17 protein-coding genes are annotated in these 19270 nt (G+C 66.9%); 8 read left to right on the top strand and 9 right to left on the bottom strand.

All coding sequences use genetic code 11. The features are described from left to right. Nucleotides 1-28 precede the first annotated feature (28 nt). Complete coding sequence (locus AC4ELS_RS22820; protein WP_448448561.1) at nucleotides 29-493, top strand: tRNA (cytidine(34)-2'-O)-methyltransferase; 465 nt, start codon at nucleotides 29-31, stop codon at nucleotides 491-493. A 111-nt stretch (nucleotides 494-604) separates the two neighbouring features. On the opposite strand, the gene AC4ELS_RS22815 is transcribed toward AC4ELS_RS22820, so the two are convergent. After that, on the bottom strand, nucleotides 605-1258 hold the full coding sequence (locus AC4ELS_RS22815) for a nitroreductase family protein (protein ID WP_064880188.1): 654 nt from the start codon (nucleotides 1256-1258) through the stop codon (nucleotides 605-607). Nucleotides 1259-1404: 146 nt separating this feature from the next. Then, nucleotides 1405-1977 carry an XRE family transcriptional regulator gene (locus AC4ELS_RS22810; RefSeq protein WP_499049409.1) on the bottom strand — a complete coding sequence of 191 codons (573 nt, stop codon included), beginning with the start codon at nucleotides 1975-1977 and terminating at the stop codon, nucleotides 1405-1407. Nucleotides 1978-2240: 263 nt separating this feature from the next. Here AC4ELS_RS22810 and AC4ELS_RS22805 point away from each other — a divergent pair, with 263 nt between their 5' ends. Further along, the gene (locus AC4ELS_RS22805) at nucleotides 2241-3248 is read left to right on the top strand and encodes a hypothetical protein (RefSeq protein WP_499049407.1); all 1008 of its coding nucleotides are present in this window, start codon (nucleotides 2241-2243) and stop codon (nucleotides 3246-3248) included. Here the strand turns inward: AC4ELS_RS22805 and AC4ELS_RS22800 are convergent. Beyond that, the gene (locus AC4ELS_RS22800; RefSeq protein ID WP_499049405.1) at nucleotides 3231-6515 is read right to left on the bottom strand and encodes an error-prone DNA polymerase; all 3285 of its coding nucleotides are present in this window, start codon (nucleotides 6513-6515) and stop codon (nucleotides 3231-3233) included. The two genes, AC4ELS_RS22805 and AC4ELS_RS22800, sit on opposite strands and share 18 nt — an antisense overlap. Nucleotides 6516-6656: 141 nt before the next feature. On the opposite strand from AC4ELS_RS22800, the gene AC4ELS_RS22795 reads away from it, so the two are divergent. Then, entirely contained in the window at nucleotides 6657-7658 is a 1002-nt protein-coding gene (locus AC4ELS_RS22795) for a hypothetical protein (RefSeq protein WP_499049403.1), read from the top strand. An 88-nt stretch (nucleotides 7659-7746) separates the two neighbouring features. On the opposite strand, the gene AC4ELS_RS22790 is transcribed toward AC4ELS_RS22795, so the two are convergent. From AC4ELS_RS22790 to AC4ELS_RS22780, 3 genes are all read right to left on the bottom strand, one after another. Further along, nucleotides 7747-9291 (bottom strand): APC family permease, encoded by a 1545-nt coding sequence (locus tag AC4ELS_RS22790; RefSeq protein WP_064878419.1) that lies wholly within the window; start codon nucleotides 9289-9291, stop codon nucleotides 7747-7749. Next, nucleotides 9288-10178 carry a universal stress protein gene (locus tag AC4ELS_RS22785; RefSeq protein WP_448446039.1) on the bottom strand — a complete coding sequence of 297 codons (891 nt, stop codon included), beginning with the start codon at nucleotides 10176-10178 and terminating at the stop codon, nucleotides 9288-9290. Before AC4ELS_RS22785 ends, AC4ELS_RS22790 begins: the two co-directional genes overlap by 4 nt. Nucleotides 10179-10291: 113 nt before the next feature. Further along, nucleotides 10292-11161: a MaoC family dehydratase gene (locus AC4ELS_RS22780; protein ID WP_499049401.1), complete on the bottom strand. Its 870-nt coding sequence runs from the start codon at nucleotides 11159-11161 to the stop codon at nucleotides 10292-10294. A gap of 69 nt (nucleotides 11162-11230) precedes the next feature. Between AC4ELS_RS22780 and AC4ELS_RS22775 the strand changes: the two genes are divergently transcribed. Continuing rightward, nucleotides 11231-13258 carry an SDR family oxidoreductase gene (locus AC4ELS_RS22775; protein WP_448445677.1) on the top strand — a complete coding sequence of 676 codons (2028 nt, stop codon included), beginning with the start codon at nucleotides 11231-11233 and terminating at the stop codon, nucleotides 13256-13258. 1 nt (nucleotide 13259) lies between these two features. On the opposite strand, the gene AC4ELS_RS22770 is transcribed toward AC4ELS_RS22775, so the two are convergent. Further along, nucleotides 13260-13907, bottom strand: a complete 648-nt coding sequence (locus AC4ELS_RS22770; RefSeq protein ID WP_448445678.1) for a TetR/AcrR family transcriptional regulator — start codon at nucleotides 13905-13907, stop codon at nucleotides 13260-13262. Between the two features lie 51 nt (nucleotides 13908-13958). On the opposite strand from AC4ELS_RS22770, the gene AC4ELS_RS22765 reads away from it, so the two are divergent. The 3 genes from AC4ELS_RS22765 to AC4ELS_RS22755 all read left to right on the top strand — a co-directional run bounded on the left by AC4ELS_RS22765 (nucleotide 13959) and on the right by AC4ELS_RS22755 (nucleotide 16164). Continuing rightward, the gene (locus tag AC4ELS_RS22765) at nucleotides 13959-14705 is read left to right on the top strand and encodes an SDR family NAD(P)-dependent oxidoreductase (protein WP_448445680.1); all 747 of its coding nucleotides are present in this window, start codon (nucleotides 13959-13961) and stop codon (nucleotides 14703-14705) included. Between the two features lie 16 nt (nucleotides 14706-14721). Continuing rightward, nucleotides 14722-15039: an SMR family transporter gene (locus AC4ELS_RS22760; protein ID WP_448445682.1), complete on the top strand. Its 318-nt coding sequence runs from the start codon at nucleotides 14722-14724 to the stop codon at nucleotides 15037-15039. A 90-nt stretch (nucleotides 15040-15129) separates the two neighbouring features. Continuing rightward, on the top strand, nucleotides 15130-16164 hold the full coding sequence (locus AC4ELS_RS22755) for a nucleoside hydrolase (protein ID WP_448446041.1): 1035 nt from the start codon (nucleotides 15130-15132) through the stop codon (nucleotides 16162-16164). Nucleotides 16165-16171: 7 nt separating this feature from the next. Here AC4ELS_RS22755 and AC4ELS_RS22750 read toward each other — a convergent pair whose 3' ends face one another. After that, nucleotides 16172-17758, bottom strand: coding sequence for a DNA polymerase Y family protein (locus AC4ELS_RS22750; RefSeq protein ID WP_498885305.1), 1587 nt, complete (start codon nucleotides 17756-17758; stop codon nucleotides 16172-16174). 3 nt (nucleotides 17759-17761) lie between these two features. Beyond that, on the bottom strand, nucleotides 17762-18469 hold the full coding sequence (imuA', locus tag AC4ELS_RS22745; RefSeq protein ID WP_499049399.1) for a DnaE2-dependent mutagenesis accessory factor ImuA': 708 nt from the start codon (nucleotides 18467-18469) through the stop codon (nucleotides 17762-17764). 294 nt (nucleotides 18470-18763) lie between these two features. Between imuA' and AC4ELS_RS22740 the strand changes: the two genes are divergently transcribed. After that, nucleotides 18764-19066: a hypothetical protein gene (locus AC4ELS_RS22740; protein WP_499049397.1), complete on the top strand. Its 303-nt coding sequence runs from the start codon at nucleotides 18764-18766 to the stop codon at nucleotides 19064-19066. Nucleotides 19067-19270: the final 204 nt, after the last annotated feature.

Genomic DNA, 19270 nt, shown 5'->3' with positions numbered 1-19270 from the left:
GGGCGGTCCCCCATACGATCATCATCGGATGTTCCGGGTGATGTTCTTTTCTCCCCGTATCGCACCCAACACCGGCAATGCGATCCGGATGGTGGCGGGCACCGGATGCGAGCTGCATCTGGTCGAGCCGCTGGGTTTCGATCTGTCCGAACCCAAGCTGCGCCGGGCCGGCCTGGACTACCACGACCTGGCATCGGTGACGGTGCACGCTGACCTGGCGGCGGCGTGGCACGCACTGATGCCGGCCCGGGTCTACGCGTTCACCGCGCACGCGTCGACGTCGTTCACCGACGTCTCCTACCAACCCGGCGACGTACTGATGTTCGGCCCGGAACCCACCGGACTGGATGCACAAACTCTGGCCGATCCCAATATCACCGCGCAGGTGCGCATTCCGATGCTCTCCGGCAGGAGGTCGCTGAATTTGTCGAATGCGGCGGCCGTCGCCGCCTATGAGGCCTGGCGCCAACACGGGTTCGCCGGCGGCGTCTAGTTACGCCGCGGGCGTGGGCCGACACGCGACCCACGCCCGAATCCCACAGAGTGTTCATACTCCGGCTTCACAATTTCATCTCGGACATCAGGCGCCCCAGGGCGCCCGGACTCACCAACTGTCCCAGTGCGAGAACTGCTCGGCGGGAAGACGCTTGGCCTTCTTGAAATCGGTGCCCACGGTGTAGGCGACCGGGAACAGACCCGCCTGGGCGTACCGATCGAACGGGATGCCCAGCAGTTCGGCAGCCTGCTTCTCGCCGTCGCCGAGCAGGTGCAGCGTCGTCCAGGCCGATCCCAGCCCCCGCGACCGCAGCGCCAGCATGAAGCTCCACACCGCGGGGAGCAGGGAACCCCAGAACGATGCGCTCATGCCGGCGGGTGCACCGTCGGGACGGCCCTCGAGGCACGGGATCATGAGCACCGGCGCCTTCTCGAAGTTGTCAGTGAGGTACCTGGCGGAACTCGTCACCGCATCCATCTGCTGGTCGCGGATGTCGCCGCGCTGCGGCTTGGGTAGGTCGAGGTAGGGGTTCGCGTTGGCCCGGTAGATGTCAGCCAGAGCCTTTTTCTTTGCCGGGTCTTCGACGAAAACCCATTGCCAGCCTTGTGCATTCGACCCGGTCGGGGCCTGAAGCGCCAGGTCGAGACATTCCATGAGCACCTCGCGCGAGACCGGCTTCTCGAAGTCGAGACGTTTGCGCACCGAGCGCGTGGTGGTGAGGAGTTCGTCAACGGTCAAGTTCAGGTCTGGTTCGGCTGTCATGCCGCGAGACTACAACCGTTCGCCGAACCAGAGAAGCTCCCCAGCAGTTTGCTGGGGAGCTTCCAATCATCGTGCGCTGCACTACAACTCAGCTAACCGATGGAGGTTGCGCGCCGACGCCTGACCGACGACGGCGCACGGGCTTTTCAGCCGGCGTTCTCCGAGACCAGGACCGGCTCCCAGCCGTTGGCCTGCGACTCGTCCGATGACGCGTAGTCAACCGAGGACGGGACGGCGTGGATGCCGTGATCGTCGCCGGGCAACCCGCCGAGCGCGGCGATGGTGTCGCGGATCTTGGCGGCCTCGGCATCGGTCGGCGTTGCGCCGGCCTCGAGTTCGTCGAGCAGTCCGTCGCGCAGACCGGCGCCGTTGGCGACTTCCTGAGCCGACAGCTTGGCGTGGACGCGGGTGACGTAGATCTGCTGTCCCAGAGAGGAACCCGGAGCCGATGCGGCGTGGGCCATCAGCGAGTCATAGCGCTGACGAACCCCGCTGAGCGCCACGATGACCGCAGGAGACGGCCGGTTGCTGCTGGCCGCCTCGGCCAGCGAGGCACGCAGCTTGCGCAGGCCGGACAGGACGACGTCGGCGCGCTTGTGGAACTTCTTGTCCTCGGGGAAGGGCAGTGCGTCGATAGCAGCGGAATACATGTGCATCGCCGCTTCCGACAGACTGACGATGACCGCCGAATCACCTTCCAGCGTCGCGTTTTGTCCCATGGGCCCTCAATTCTCAAGCGAACAGATCAACAGAAAGTGGGCGGCCGATTGCCGGACCATCGGGTCCGATTCACCGCCGCTCACGGTGAGCACGCCGATGACACTAGCGGTTTCGGAGCGGCACGTCATCGCTAGGGGCACTTGAAGAATGACGAAAAACAGGGTATGCGGGTGCGGGTGCACCGGCCGGTAACACACGGCGTCGAGGGTGGCCTTACTCTGAACGCCGGCACGGTGGCAGGCTTGGCCGACGGGAGGTCGACATGGCCGGACTAACTGAATCGACAAGGGCCGCTGAGTCTTCAGTGGGCGCCCCGCCGGACTACGACCAGGTGGGCGAGGTGACCGAGCCGATGCGGGTGGCTGTGGTGGGTCAAGCCGCCTCCCCCAACCCGACGTCGGTCGACACCAAGGCGAACAAGGGATGGCTGGTGTGCGGCGGCCTGACGGGCCTGGCGATCGTCGGTTATCTGGTGTTCGGCCCGGGAGCATCCGGCAGTAAGGCCGAGTGGTTCTTCGGTGGCGTCGTCTTCGTCGTCGTGATGGTGACGATGTGGTTGACCCTCACCATCCAGCGTCAGGCCAAGAACGACATCGCCCAGGCCGACGAGCGGCTGCGCCGTGAGCTGGCGGCCGCCGACGAGCGGTCGGCGCTGGAACTCGCCCTGACCCAGAAATGGCATCGGGCCCAGATGGAATCGCAGCAGAAACTGCACCACGCCGAACTGGTGGCCCAGCACGAACTCGCCCGCATCGAACGCAACAACCTGCTGGAACAACTGCAGAAGCAGGCGATGATCGAGGTGTCCCGCGCGGTGGGCGCACACACCCGGATGCTCGCGACGCTGTGGACCGAAGGCGCGACGCAGCTGCGCAACCCTGACCGCGCCGAACGGGAAGCCGCGATGAACGCGCTCTTCGGGCAGATCAGCCAGGTGGTGAGCGACGTTTCGGTCGAGCTCGACAACGCCCACCTGCTCAGCCAGGACGACCGCCTGCAGGATGCGCTCAACCGGGTCAACGACGCGGTACTGATGGCGATCCAGGTCGCCGAGGATCTGCACGCCGATGTCGTCGAGGGCCGGACCCCGGAGACCAACCCCATCCCGGCCGTCCAGCATCTCCTGCACGAGCGGGCCACCGCCGCGCGGCGGCTGGCCTGGTCGCTGCTGCGGACCGGGCTGGAGGACAGCGCCGCTCCGACCGTCGACCCGGACAGCGACCCAGTCGGTCTGAGCGCGGATACTCCGCGCTCAGCGGAAGTCTCGTGACCGGGAGCCGACTCTCAGCTCTACCGGCCCCATCCGGTCGGCGATCACGGTGACCGCACCACTGACGTTCTGCACGATGCCGCGGACCACCAGCGCCGGTGCCGTCTGCGCCAGCTTGCGGTAGCGCGCCCACACCCCCGGCGCACACAGCACATTGACCATCCCGGTCTCGTCTTCCAGGTTCATGAACGTCACCCCCTGCGCGGTCGCCGGACGCTGGCGGTGAGTCACCGCCCCGGCAACCAGAATTCGGGTCCCGTCGACGACGTCCAGCAACTTGTCGGCGGGAATCACGCCCAGGGCGTCGAGGTCGGCGCGCAGGTACTGGGTGGGGTAACTGTCCGGTGAGACACCGGTAGCCCACACGTCAGCGGCCGACAGCTCCAGCGCACTCATCCCGGGTAGCGGCGGCACGTGCGAGGACGAGCCCACCCCCGGCAGCCGGTCGGGCCGCTGGGTGGCCGCCGCACCTGCCGCCCACAGCGCCTCGCGCCGGCTGATCCCGAAACAACCCAGCGCACCGGCAGTGGCCAGCGCCTCGGTCTGCGGCACCGACAGCTGCACCCGGTTGGTCAGGTCGATCAGGGTGGTGAACGGCCCGTTGGCATCTCGCTCATCGACCAACCTGCCCGCCAACTCGTCACCGATGTGGCGGACACTGCCCAGCCCCAACCGCACGTCCATCCCGCGGTTCTCGCACGTCGCATAGGCCAAGGATGCGTTGACGTCAGGGCCGTGCACCACCACCCCGTGCCGACGGGCGTCGGCAACCAGGGACTGCGGCGAGTAGAACCCCATCGGCTGAGCCCGCAGCAGAGCCGCGCAGAACGCCGCCGGATGGTGCAGCTTGAACCACGACGAATAGAAGACGAGCGACGCGAAACTCAGCGAATGACTTTCCGGGAAACCGAAATTGGCGAACGCTTCCAGCTTCTCGTAGATCTGCTCGGCCACGTCGCCGGTGATCCCGTGAAGCTCGGCCATGCCGTCGTAGAACCGGCTGCGTAGCCGCCGCATCTTCTCGGTGGAGCGTTTGGAACCCATCGCCCGGCGCAGCTGGTCGGCCTCGGCCGCGGTGAAACCCGCACAGTCGACTGCCAATTGCATGAGCTGCTCCTGGAACAACGGGATGCCCAGCGTCTTGCGCAGTGCGGACTCCATCGACGGATGGTCGTAGGTGACGGGCTCAAGTCCGTTGCGGCGACGGATATACGGATGCACCGAGCCGCCCTGGATCGGGCCCGGCCGGATCAGCGCCACCTCGACCACCAGGTCGTAGAACTCCCGCGGCTTGAGCCGGGGCAGGGTGGCCATCTGCGCGCGTGACTCCACCTGGAACACCCCTACCGAGTCGGCCTTCTGCAACATCGCGTAGACCGCCGGTTCGGACAGATCCAATTTGGCCAGGTCGACGACGATGCCCTTGTGCTCGGCCAACAGGTCGATGGCGTAGTGCAGCGCCGAGAGCATGCCGAGGCCGAGCAGATCGAACTTCACCAAACCGATTGCCGCGCAGTCATCCTTGTCCCACTGCAACACGCTGCGGTTGGCCATGCGGGCCCACTCCACCGGGCACACGTCGGCGATCGGGCGGTCACAGATCACCATGCCGCCCGAGTGGATGCCGAGGTGCCGGGGCAGATTGGCGATCTGAGTGGCCAATTCGATCACCGGTTGCGGGATGTCTTCCGCCTCCGGCGAGTCCGGACGTCCGTTCCACCGGCTGAGCTGCTTGCTCCAGGCGTCCTGCTGGCCCTGGGAGAAGCCCAACGCCCTGGCCATGTCGCGGACCGCGCTGCGTCCGCGGTAGGTGATGACGTTGGCCACCTGGGCGGCGTAGTCACGGCCGTAACGCTCGTAGACGTACTGGATAACGTTCTCGCGCAAGTCCGATTCGATGTCGATGTCGATATCGGGCGGCCCGTCGCGGGCCGGGGACAGAAACCGTTCGAACAGCAACTCGTTGGCGATCGGGTCGACGTTGGTGACCTTGAGCGCGTAGCAGACCGCCGAGTTGGCCGCCGATCCCCTGCCCTGACACAGGATGTCGTTGTCCCGGCAGAACCGGGTGATGTCGTGCACCACCAGGAAATAGCCGGGAAACTTCAGCTGCTCGATGATGCGCAACTCGTGTTCTATCTGCGAATAGGCCTTTTTCGCATTGTCGACGGGCCCGTAGCGTTCGGCTGCTCCCGCCATGACCAGATGCCGCAGCCAACTGTCCTCGGTATGCCCGGCCGGGATGTCGAACGGCGGCAGCTGCGGAGCGATGAGCGCCAGGCCGAAGGCACACTGCTCACCGAGATTGGCTGCGGCCGTCACGATCTCAGTACCGAACCGCTGGACCATCTCCTCCCCGGAACGCAGGTGGGACCCGCCGAGCGGGGCCAGCCAGCCCGCCGCGGTGTCCATCGAGTTGCGGGCCCGGATCGCCGCCATCGCCATGGCCAGCCGGCCTCGGTCGGGTGCCGCGAAGTGCGCACCGGTGGTGGCCACCACCGGTATCCCGAACCGCGTCGCGAGCCCGGCCAGGACGGCATTGCGTTCGTCGTCACATGGATGGCCATGATGGGTGAGTTCGATACTGACCCGGTCGACCCCGAACCGGTCCACCAGATCCGCCAGCGCGGCGGCGGCAGCTTCCGGACCGCCTTCCGAGAGTGCCTGGCGGACATGGCCTTTACGACAGCCCGTGAGGATGTGCCAGTGCCCACCGGCAGCCTCGGTGAGCCCGTCGAAGTCGTAGCGGGGCTTACCCTTCTCACCACCGGCCAGGTGTGCCTTGGCGATCTCGCGAGACAACCGCCGATACCCCTCCGGGCCGCGGGCCAGCACCAGCAGATGCGGGCCGGGTGGGTCCGGATCCTCGGTGCGGGGAACGTTCCCCAGCGACAGTTCGGCGCCGAACACCGTGGCCACGTCCAACTCCCGGGCCGCCTCGGCGAACCGGACCACGCCGTAGAGCCCGTCGTGATCGGTCAGCGCGATGGCCCGCAGGTTCAGCCGGGCCGCCTCCTCGACCAACTCCTCCGGCGTGCTCGCCCCGTCGAGGAAGCTGTAGGCGCTGTGCGTGTGCAGCTCGGCATACGGCACCGAGCCGGGTGTGCGGGAAACCTCGGGTGGCTGGTAGCTGCCGCGTTTGCGCGACCAGGCCGGGCTGTCCCCACCGTCGCCGGCGGGCCCCAATGGCAGGCCGGAACGGCGGGGCTTGCCGGTGAGTACCCGCTCCATCTCCGACCAGCTCGGCGGCCCGTTGTGCCATCCCACTTCACCAGTGTATCGAACGTCTGTTCGATGCCTGGTCGGTATGCGGCACCAGGTGTAGCCCGATGCAACCCAAGAGATGCCGATCACGCCGTAGCCCCCTACGATGCCTCTGGGCTGGGGATCGGCTGTGAAAGGACGGCAATGGCGTCAACGAAATACATCGGCTATGTCGGTGGTGTCGCGGTGGCGGCAGGAGTCGGCGCGGCGATCGCCGTGGCCGGCCAGGGCACTGCTCACGCTGATTCGACGGACGGTGCGCCCAAGGAGTCGACCGGCAGCACATCCCAGCACGTCAACGCCGGGCCCAAGCGCGGAGTTGCCAAGGCCGGCGAGGTCAAGCGCCCCAAGCCGTTGTCCAAGGTCCCGTTGGCCAAGGTCAAAGAAAACGTCAGGGACGACCTCGAGAAGCGTGCCGGCAAGATCGACAAAGCCGCTGCCCAGGTCACCGACACCGTCAAGTCCGCCAAGCCGGTGGCCGCCGCGCCCAAACCGAAGCCCACTGCCGAGGAGTTCGAGGCCGGCGAGGTCGCCAAGCTCAAGGACCTGTTCTCCCCCAAGCAGGCCGCAACTCTCAAGCCGGCGCCCGTGGTGGCGGAAAAGCCGGATACCCGGACAGTCGCGCAGCCGACGAGCAAAACCTCGGTCACCCCGAAGGTCGCGGCGGTCCAGGATCAGGCAGCTACGCCGTGGGACCCCAACCCGCTGCGCGACAATGATCCCGAGCCGAAAGACATTCCCCCCGAGATCCTGAATCTGCGGGATGCGTTGATGGGCGCCGCGCCGAACGAGCTCAAACCGCTTGTGCGCGAGGCGACCGAGCAGATCTACCGGGGCACCCAGATCGTGCCGTGGGTGAACGCGGTGATCCCGATCAGCAAGATTCTGCCCAGCCTGGCCCCCGCGCTGGGTGACGATCCCGCCGCGCGAGATGCCCGGCAGACCATCATCAACGAGCTGATCAAGACCACGCCGCCGGGGTCAGCGGTGTACTACGGCTACGACATCATCGCCGACTTGATCAACCTGGAGGAGCCCGGCGCCGAACTCAAGGTCCAGGCCGTGACCACGGTGTGGGACCTGCTGGATCCGTTCGAGCTGGCACACAACAAGGGCAACTCCGGCATCGGCGGCGCGGCCGGCTGAGCCGCACCTTCACCGCGAAATCAACGCTGTGGTCGCAAAACCTTCTGGGGGCGACCATTTCGTTGATTTCGCGGTCCCGGGGTGGGCTCTACTCCACGAGTGAAGGCGTGTCGTACCGCAGGGTTTCGCCCCGGAAGAACGCGGGACTGCGAGACCGCCAGACCATCATCAGCACGGCACCGAGGATCAGCACGCCGAAGCCGATGAAGAACACCAGGCCGATGCCGCCGATCGCCGCGCCGCTGGCATTCTCCGGGTCCATGCTCTCCTTGATCGAGATCACGAAGACCGCAGCCAGCACGATTCCGCCGAGCAGTGGAAACAGGAACTTGAACACCATGTTGTGGGCGTTGTCGAACAGCTCACGGCGGAAGTACCAGACACAGGCAAACGCCGTGATGCCGTAGTACCAGCAGATCATGATGCCAAGAGCGGCAATGGTATCCAGCAGCGCACTCTCGGAGAGCAGGCTCACCACGGTGTAGAACACCCCGGTGACCACGCCGGCGGTGACGGTTGCGAACACCGGCACCAGATAGCGTGGGCTGACCTCGGCGAAACGCGGCGGGAACGCCTTGTAGGCGCCCATCGCCAACATCGCCCGTGCGGCAGGCAGGAACGTGGTCTGCAGGCTGGCCACCGACGAAGCCAGGATCGCCAAAAACAGCAGCGGCCCGGCATAGGTGCCGAGCACCGGATCCGCCAACGCGGCGAAAACGTTCTCGGCATTGTCCGGATTGCCCAGCCCCAGATCGGTTTCCCCGACACCGGCGTACATCATGACCGCGACAGCGATCAGCAGATACGTCGCCAAGATGGACAGAACGCACAGCAGCCCGGCCCGGCCCGGCACCTTCGTCGGATCTTTGGACTCCTCCCCCAGGGTCAGGCAGGTGTCCCAACCCCAGAAGGCGAAGATCGATCCGGTTACCCCAACCACGAAGGCGCTCAGCGCAAGTCCGTTGAACGGATTGAACCAGTCCAGGTCGAATGACAGTCCGGCCGGCGCATCGCCGCGCCCCACATGCACGAACGCCATCACCGCGAACGCCAACAGCACCACCATCTGGAATCCGACCAGTACGTACTGCACGCGTTCACTGGTGGTGATGCCGCGACTGGCGACCAGAGTCGCGATGACCAGGAACACCAGTGTGGTGATGATGTTGATGGCCTTGTTGTCGGCGAGCTCGGCGATCGACGGGTGGTTGGTGATCCGAGCGATGAACAGATAGAAGAACTCCACCGCGATGGCGGCGAGGTTGGACAGCACGATGATGGACGCGACCACCATGCCCCACCCACACATCCAGCCGACATACGGGCCGAATGCCTTGGTGGACCAGGTGAACGACGCCCCGCAGTCAGGTGCGCGCGAGTTCAGTTCGCGATAGGCGTAGGCAGTCAGGAACATCGGGATGAACCCGGCGATGAAGATCGCGGGCATCTTGAGTCCGACTGCGGCGACGATCAACCCGATGCTCGCGGTCAGCGTGTATCCGGGTGCCACACACGAGATGCCGAGGATCGCACCGGAGAAGGTGCCGACCTTGCCCGCGGCCAGGCCCTTGGAAACCAGCCCGGCAGAGTGCTCGGCGGCTTCGAGCTTCTGATGCGACGCGGATTCCGTCATGAGTGATCCTCGCCGTCTTTCAGTTCGTCCCGGGGCACAACCACCATGGGCACGTCCAACACCCGCAACATCTTGGCCGCCGTGGAACCGAGGAAGATCCGTCGCGGCGCGCTGAGCCGGCTGGATCCGACCATGATGATGTCACCGTCGTCCCAACCCAACTGTTCGACGGCGGCCTCGACGCTGGGACCGGTCACGATGGTCGAGGACACCGGAAAATCCGCCGGCAGTTCATTTCTGGCGGCCTCCAAGGTCCGTTCGGCGTGCGCGAGTGCGTGGGCTCGCACGGCTTCAGTGTCGCCGCGCAGCGAGCCGAAGGTCGGATCGAGCGCGACCAGCGAGACCAACCGCAGCGGGATCTCCGCGGCCCGGCTGGCCCGTACCGCGGTGGCGAGCAACAGATCCGAACCCTGACGTTGACCGATGGCACAGGTGATCTCATGCACCCGTTCGACCTTCGAATCGCGGGTTCCGCGTGGCGCCACCGCGACCGGCACCGGCGAGGCGTGCAACAGCTCGTTGACCACCGATCCCAGCGAATAGCTGCCGATCAACCCGCCACCGGCACCGCCGACCACGATTGCGACCGCCTGAAGCCGCAGCGCTTCGCGGATCAGACCGTCGGTGTACGACTCGTCGAAACTCAGATGCGTGTGCGCCACAACGTCGTCGGGCACCAGGCCCAGGGCATCGTCCAGCCAGCCCTGCGCCTGCTCGGCCAGTACTTCCTCGTAGCCACCCTTGGGGACGGTGCCCGGCGGGGCGTTGTCGGGTGGCAGCACGATGCAGACATGGACCTCGGCGGCCAGCGTTCGGGCGAACCTAACCGCCAACGCGAGTGCGTCGGCGCCACCGGGAGTGGCCAGATACCCAACGACCAGGTTCACCTGCGTCATCTGCCACCACCATTCCCGCACCGCCGTGCGACCTCAGTGGTTCGATCCTGTCAATCCACCACGCGGTATGCAGCCGCTTCTACGAAATTGCTGCGCCTGCCGGATCAGTCGGAATACTCGGCGACACCGTCCTCCAGTACGAGTCGAGCATCGGCACCGTCGGGCCCGGCCGCCTCGGTGCGGAACACGGCCCGCCCCGGTTCGGTGCGCCAGATCGACGTCGTCAGCGTCTCCCCCGGAAACACGGGAGAACTGAACCGCGCCGCGACGGCATGGACTTTCGTGGCGTCGCCGCCACCGAGTTCGGCGACCAGCGCCCGCCCGGCCACACCGTAGGTGCACAGACCGTGCAGGATCGGCTTCGGGAACCCGGCCAGATTCTTCGCGAACCACGGATCGCTGTGCAATGGGTTGCGGTCCCCCGAGAGTCGATAGATCAGCGCCTGATCCTCGCGGGTGGGCAACGCCACGCGGGCGTCCGCGTCGCGATCGGGAATCTGCGGCGCGACGGGGCGTTGCCCCTGCTGCCCGCCGAACCCGCCTTCGCCCCGAATCACCACGGTGGTAAGGGTTTCCGCGACGACCTCGCCGCTGGCCGGATCGGTGCCGATGCCCTTGAGCATGACCACCGCGTTCTTACCCTCGCCCTTGTCCTGGATGTCGACGACCTCGGAGATCACGCTGAGCTTCCCGGCCGGGGGCAGTGGCCGGTGCAACCGGATCTCCTGCGAGCCGTGCAGCAGCATGCCGAAGTTGAACGTGCCGATCTTGAGTGCCGCCGGAAAGGCCGAGCAGGCGATCACCGCATAGGTCGGCAACACCTGCTGTTCGATCTCGTGACTGTTCTCGGTGGTGAAGGCGAGGTCATCGGTGCCCGCGCCCACGCCGATGGCGTACAGCAGGGTGTCGCGGTCGGTCCAGTCGAACGGAATCGGATCGGTTGTCTCGCCAACGGCGTCCGGATTGAGGGGCATGCGTGCCGACGATAGTTGAGTCGACCGGCCTTGTTGACGTTTGCCCGATCTAAGGCCACGATGGCTCGCATGCGTTATGTCGTTACCGGCGGTACCGGGTTTATTGGCCGTCGAGTGATCAGCCGGATTCTGTCCCGTGAACCCGACGCCGAGGTGTGGGTGCTGGTGCGCCGCGAGTCGCTGACGCGGTTCGAGCGGCTGGCCGAACACTGGGACGAGCGGGTGAAACCGCTGGTCGGCGACCTGACAGTGGCCGACCTGGGGCTATCCGACGCCGATATCGCCGAGCTGGGCGACGTCTCGCATGTGGTGCACTGCGCGGCGATCTACGACATGACGGTCGGCGAAGCCGAACAGCGGGCGGCCAACGTGGAGGGCACCCGCGCGGTGATCGGGCTGACCCGTCGCCTCGACGCCACGTTGCACCACGTGTCCTCGATCGCGGTGGCGGGAAACCACCGGGGCGTGTTCACCGAGGACGATTTCGACGTCGCCCAGGACCTGCCGACGCCATATCACCAGACCAAATTCGAGGCAGAACTGCTGGTGCGGTCGACGCCAGGCCTGCGCTACCGGGTGTACCGCCCGGCCGTTGTGGTCGGCGATTCCCAAACCGGCGAGATGGACAAGATCGACGGCCCGTATTACTTCTTCGGCGTGCTGGCCCGGCTGGCGGCGCTTCCGAAGTTCACGCCGATGATGCTGCCCGACTCGGGCCGGACCAATGTGGTGCCGGTGGACTTCGTCGTTGAAGCGATGGTCGCGCTGATGCATACCGACGGCAAGGACGGTGAGGCGTTCCACCTGACCGCACCCGAGACCATCGGGCTGCGCGACATCTACCGTGGCGTGGCCGCCGAGGCCGGGCTGCCGCCGCTGCGCGGCTCGCTGCCGCGGGCGACCGCGGCACCCGTGTTGCGGGCGCGGGGCCGGGTCAAGGCGGTGCGCAACATCGTCGCCACCCAGCTGGGCATTCCGGGTGACGTGCTCGACGTGGCGGAGTTACGGCCGACCTTCACCGCGGACAACGCCACCGCTGCGCTGCGCGGCACCGGGATCTCCGTGCCCGAATTCTCTTCGTACGCACCGAAACTATGGCGGTACTGGGCTGAACACCTCGATCCCGACCGGGCCCGTCGCGATGATCCGGCCGGCCCCCTGGTCGGCAAGCACGTCATCATCACCGGAGCCTCCAGCGGCATCGGCCGAGCCTCGGCGATCGCGGTGGCCGAACGCGGTGCCTGCGTCTTCGCCCTGGCCCGCAGCGGTGAGGCACTCGACGACCTGGTCGCCGAGATTCGCGCAGCGGGCGGGCAGGCTTACGCATTCACCTGTGACGTCACCGATTCCGCGTCGGTCGAGCACACCGTCAAGGACATCCTCGGCCGGTTCGGCCACGTCGACTATCTGGTGAACAACGCCGGCCGGTCGATCCGCCGCTCGGTGACCAACTCGACGGACCGGTTGCACGATTACGAGCGGGTGATGGCGGTCAACTACTTCGGTTCGGTGCGCATGGTGCTGGCGCTGCTGCCGCACTGGCGAGAACGCCGGTTCGGCCATGTGGTCAACGTGTCCAGCGCCGGCGTGCAGGCCAATACCCCGAAGTACAGCGCCTACCTGCCTTCCAAGGCGGCGCTCGACGCCTTCTCCGAGGTGGTCGGCACCGAAACCCTCTCGGATCACATCACCTTCACCAATATCCATATGCCGCTGGTGAAGACGCCGATGATCGCGCCGTCGCGCAAGCTCAATCCGGTGCCGCCGATCTCGGCCGAGCATGCCGCTGCCATGGTGGTGCGCGGCCTGGTGGACAAGCCGGCCCGGATCGACACCCCGCTGGGTACCGTCGCCGATTTCGGTAACTACCTGACCCCGAAACTGTCTCGTCGCGTCCTGCACCAGCTGTATCTGGGCTACCCGGACTCGGCGGCCGCGCGCGGCGAGGCCGGGGAGAGCCCTCAGTCGCAGGCGGTCGAACTGACGCAGCGGCGGCCGAAGCGGCCGGTCCGCAGCGCCCGAAGCCTGCGGGTCCCGCGTACGGTGGCCCGCCCGGTGAAGCGGGCGGTCCGGCTGGTGCCGGGCGTGCACTGGTAAGTCACGGCGTACCAAACCTTTTCGCGCCGGCATTCCCGACCGCGCCGTCCCAGGCCAGCATTGCCAGGTCCACGGCCGCATCCATGCCGGCCCGGGATGTGCCGTCCCTCGCCTGGATGGACAGCCCGTGAAGCACGGTGATCAGGAACGACGCGAGCCGCTGCGGATCCACATCAGCGGGTAGCTCGCCGTCGGCCACGGCCGCCCGGATCCGGGCCTGCAACTGCGCGCGATCTTCGTCCCGGTAGCGCTTGAGCAGGTCGCGCAAGGTCTCGGTCTCGGTCGAATACGCGATCCCCGCGAGCACGATCAGGCAGCCGGGTGGACTGTCAGGGTCGGCGTACTGGCGCACACTGTCGCGCAACATGGCCTCGACCGCGTCCCGAATCGGAACCGGACGTCGCAGCGCCATCATGAGCGGCGAACGTTCCGGGGCACCGTAATACGCGACCACCTCGCGGAACAGGTCCTCCTTGGAGCCGAAGGTCGCATACAGGCTCGGCGCGTTGAGCCCCATCGCGCCGGTCAGGTCACTCACCCGGGTGCCTTCGTAGCCACGCTCCCAGAACACGTCCATTGCTGCCTGCAGCGCGGTGTCACGGTCGAACGCACGTGGCCGGCCGCGGCGGGCAGCGGGTTGACGGGGCATGCCAACAGTCTATATTTGTAGTATCCATTACAAAATTGATTGGAGCCAGGTATGGCGTTGAAGGCGTTGACATCCAAGGCCGCACTCGTCACCGGCGGCAGCCGCGGAATCGGTGCGGCAATCGCGCGCCGCCTCGCAGCCGAAGGCGCCGACGTGGCCTTCACCTACCATTCATCGCCCGAGCGGGCGGCCGAAGTGGTCGACGCGATCACCGGCGTCGGCGCGAAAGCCCTTGCCCTGCAGATCGACAGCGCTGCACCCGACGCAGCACGGCGCGCGGTCGACGCCGTCGTCGAGACGTTCGGCCGGCTGGACATCCTGGTGAACAACGCCGGAGTTTTCCCCAACGGTCCGCTGGAGACAGTGACAGCCACCGACATCGACCAGGCGATCGATCTGCACATCCGCGCGCCCTTCCTGTTCAGTCAGGCCGCGGCGACAGCCATGAGCGAAGGCGGCCGGATCATCACGATCGGTAGCAATCTCGCCGACCGCACCCCCTTTCCCGGGGTGACGCTGTACTCGACGACCAAGGCCGCCGTCGGCGCGCTCGCCCGAGGACTGGCCCGCGATCTCGGGCCCCGTGGAATCACCGCCAACGTGGTGCAGCCAGGCAATACCGACACCGAGATGAATCCGGCCGACAGCACAGAAGCTCTCGCCGATCTACCGAACATTCCACTGGGACGCTTCGCTCAGGCCGGCGAAATCGCCGGCGCTGTCGCCTACCTCGCCGGTCCGGATGCGCAGTACGTGAACGGCGCAACCCTGACCGTCGACGGCGGCTACAACGCCTGACCCCGTGGAGACAAAGATGTCGTGGGCATTGCTGGTCTTCGCCGGCCTGCTGGAGATCGTGTGGGCACTGGCTATCAAGCAGTCGGATGGGTTCACCCGGTTGTGGTGGAGTGTGGTGTGCGTCGTGGCTGCGGTGGCCAGCTTCGTGATTCTCGCCATGGTGGTCAGACACCTGCCCGTCGGCACCGCGTACGCGGTCTGGGCAGGCATCGGCGCGGTCGGTGTCACCATCGCGGGAGTGGTGATGTTCAGCGATGCGTTGACGCCCTTGCGAATGACGTTCATCGCGATGATCGTGGTTGGCCTTGTCGGACTGCGGTTCGTCGAGTCGTGAGCCGATACGCCATGGCGTTGGCATATCGTTGACGCCGTGACGCCACCGCCGCCGAGCGGCGAATCAACCGAGCCGCCGAGCAGCGAATCGATGCTGCCCGTGTTCGCCGACGTCGACACCGGCGTCGACGACGCCATGGCGCTGGCGTATCTGCTGGCCAGCCCGGAAGCCGAGCTGGTCGGTATCGCCTCGACCGCGGGAAATGTTCCGGTACAACAGGTCTGCGCCAACAACCTCGGCCTGCTGGAGCTGTGCGGGGTGACCGGAGTACCGGTCTCCAAGGGAGCCGAACAGCCGTTGAGCGCTCCGCTGCGGACAGCCGAGGACACCCACGGGCCGCAGGGCCTGGGATATGCGGAGCTGCCGGCCGGCGACCGGCTGCTCACCGCCCACGACGCCGCCGAGGCCTGGGCGCGGGCCGCGCGCGCCTACCCCGGTGAGCTGATCGGGCTGGCCACCGGCCCATTGACCAACCTGGCGCTGGCCATGCGCGCCGAACCCACCCTGCCCAAGCTGCTGCGCCGGCTGGTGATCATGGGTGGGGCATTCGATTACCGGGGCAACACCACACCCGTGTCGGAATGGAACATCAGCGTAGACCCCGAATCCGCAGCCGAGGTGTTCAGCGGTTGGAACGCCGCCTGGGGTCTCGACGAAGCCACCCATGTTCCAATCGTGCTGGGCCTCAACCTCACCGAGAACATCGCGATGACACCCGCGCTGCTGAACCGGCTGGCTTCCGCAGCTGGGTCACCGTCGACGCCGATGAGCGTGCTCGACGAGCGGGGCACCCGATCGAGCGCCGACAACCCGTTGATCCGGGCCCTCGAGGACGCCATGCGGTTCTACTTCGAATTCCACTTCGACACCGGTGACGGGTACCTGGCGCACCTGCACGATCCGCTGGCCGCCGCGGTCGCCCTGGATCCAGAACTGGTGAGCTACCGGGAAACCACCGTCGACGTGGAGCTGAGCGGCACCCTGACCCGCGGCATGACTGTGGCCGACTGGCGGGGACACTGGGGCCGTCCACCGAATGCGCTGATCGGTACCGAGGTAGACCCCACAGCATTCTTCGACCGGTTCATCAGCCGGGTCGGGGCTTTCGCACAACGCCTGAGCTGATCAGCCCTCATTCATAGGCGCCCTCCAGATACCACCGACGCTGCCGATAACACAGCAGCAGTGCGAGATCGTCCCCTTCCCTGCCTCCAGAGCCCAGCAGCACCTGGACCCGCGCCGTCCGTCCGGCCCCTCGGTTCTCCGGATCCCACCACCGCTCGTCGACCGGCCATGGCCCGGCCCACCAGCGCAGCCTGCCGTCACGGCGGCCGGCACCGGCCAGCTGCGCAGGATCTGCCGAAAACAATCCGCGATTGGTGACTCGCACCAGATTTCCTTGTCCATCAAGCAATTCCACCGGATCATCCAGCAGCACGGTCGGTGAGGGCTCGGGCAACTGGCCAGGCCAGGGCTGGCGTGGATCGGCTCGCGGTACCGGTTCGTCCCCCAACGGCGTGAGGGTGATGCGCTCGGCAGGCCCGCGCCCGCCGCTGAGCACCGGAACCTGCACCGCTTCCGGACCGAGCAGCCCCTGAACCCGCAGCAGCGCCCGCCGGGCCCGCAGCCGATCCTCCTCCCCCAGCCCGCCCCACAGCGGCAATTGCAGCGCCGCCGCCGACACCACCTCCACCGGGCGCAGGCGCAGCACCGTGACCGGGCCGGTGGGCCGCTCGGAGGTGCGACGGTTCAGCCAGCCGTCCAGCTGCCAACGCACCCGGTCGGCGGTGGCATCCTCGGTCAAGGGTTCGGCACACCGCCAGACCCGTTCCAGCTCTTCACCGTTGGCGGTGATGGCGTGGATGGCCAAGCGGGTACAACCCACCCCGGCTGCCTCCAGATGCCGATGCAGATCACTGGCGAGGGACCGTCCCGCAAAAGCCGCGGCGTCCACTCTTTCGATCGGCGGGTCACAGTTCATCACCGCATCGAGTTCGGTGGCCGGATCCCGCCCGGAGGGGCCACGGTCGGGCTCTCCGCAGGCGAACCGGTGCGCCGTCACCGCGTCGGCCCCGAACCGGGAGGCGACGTCGGTGCGGGACAACTCGGCGAACTGCCCTAGGGTCCGGATACCCATCCGCCACAACAGATCTGCCAGCTCTTCGCGCCCTGGGGCAGCCAGGGCCGGTTCAGTGGACAGTTGCCGGATCGACAGGCCGGACAGAAACCGCGCGTCGTTCCCGGGTTCGACGATGCAACCAGCCCGGGCGGCGAAGACCGCGGTGGAAAGTTGGTCGGCGATACCGACCTGGCATTCGGCCCCCGCCGCGGCGACAGCATCGATCAACCGTTCGGCCGCAACCGGTTCGGACCCGAAGTACCGCGCCGCGCCACGCACCGAGAGCACCAGCAGTCCCGGACGCAGCACCTCGGCGCGCGGCACCAGATCATCGACGGCGAGCGTCACGTTCTCGAAATGGCGGGCGTCTCTGGCCGGGTCCGCAGTGACGACGTGCAGTTGTGGGCACCGGGCCTGCGCCTCACGCCGACGCAGCCTGCGCCGGACCCCGGCCGCACGTGCCGACGCCGAGCAGGCGATCACTCGGTTGGCCAGAGTGACCGCGACCGGCACCGTCGAAGCCAGACCCGCTGCCGTCGCCGCGGCCACCGCCGGCCAGTCCATACACCAGAGGGCAAGCACCCTGGAATCAGCTGGCACGAGCTATCCGCCTGCCGCACAAGCCGATCCGACGCCCCGCCCCCTGGCTCGCATGGCCAGCCGGACCCGGCTGATCCGGCCGCGCCCAGGTGTCGGAGCGTCCTGGCCCGCACCGGCCACCTCATAACCGCACACCCGGGCCTCCAGCCGTGCCGATGCGCCCCGCCAGTCACCGTCGGTGACCAGCAGCGTGCAGCCTTTCTGCCGGGCCCGCGCCACCATCACCCTGGCCCGACTCGGAGGCACCGAACGCCCACCCAACCCGAGCACCACCAGATCCATCCCGTCCATCAGCACCGAGGCCACCTCGACCGGGTCGGCACCCGGATCGGGGATCACCGCGAGCCGGCTCAGATCGGCGCCCATCTCCACCGCGGCCAACAGGCCGACATCGGGCTGGCCGATGATCACCGCATGCCCACCCCCGGATGTCACAGCCGCCACCATGCCCAGCGTCAGCGACCGGGCACCCGCAGCCACCGCGACAGACCCGCGAGGCAGCATCGTCGGTAAGCCCTCAGGCAACGCCTCAACCAGGGTTTCAGGCGGCTCCAGCAAAGATTCGGGAGCCGGTACCATCGCTTCGGACCGGGGCGCGCCGCGATGCACCGGACCGACCTTCCCCGATACCGAGGCAATCTTGCGACGGAGGTGTTCTACCTGTTCAGAGCGGGTAAGCAGGCGCAAATCACGCTCAGCCGCAACAGTCACAACAACACCTCCCGCACCATCTGTATCGAATGATTTTCGAATGTATGTTCGATGGCTCGAGTAAACACCTACCCCCCGACAGCGTCAAGCCGCGCCCACCGGCGACCGCCCCGGGAAGGCGGGGCCGGCCGGGACCGTTCTGCGGCCGTGCCGACTCTGAGTTAGAGTTCGCCCCACCAGCACCCGCTTCGGGATGGGACTGGGCCGCCATTTGCGTTGCAGGTAGCGGGAATCCGCAGCGATTCGCCGAAGGCAAGTATCTGTAACAGCACGGGGGACAGTGAGGACAGCATCATGAAGTCTGGGCAGTTGACTCGTCGGCTCACCGTCATCGCAGGCGGTGCGGCAGTCATCGGGATGATCTCGTTCACCGCGGCATGCGGTACCGAAGAGCAGAAGGGCCCCGAGACCACCACGCCGACCACAACCACCACGACAACCACCACCACGACCACCCCGGCCACTCCTGCCCCGCCGCCAACGGTCGAGCCGACCGAGAAGTCGATCAACCCCACCGGCGGCAACCTCTTCACCCCCGGCGTGAAGGCACCGGCGGCACCGACCGCCATCCCCGGCAACAGGTCGAACTCCGGGTAGAACGCGGTTCCGGCGGCTTGCCGGGCCCTGGCGCCACATGCCCGGCAAGCAACGTCGTCCCGTCACACCCCGATCGGCAGTGCCTGCAGCAAATGGCTCTGCGACCACGCGGACCTTAAGTTAGAGTTCGGTTCACCAGCACCCGCTTCGGGATGGGACTGGCCACCACTTTGCGTTGCAGGTAGTGGGAATCCACCAGGATTG

This window comes from Mycobacterium shunyiense, from assembly GCF_058270035.1.
This window is presented reverse-complemented; position numbering and strand designations above follow the sequence as displayed.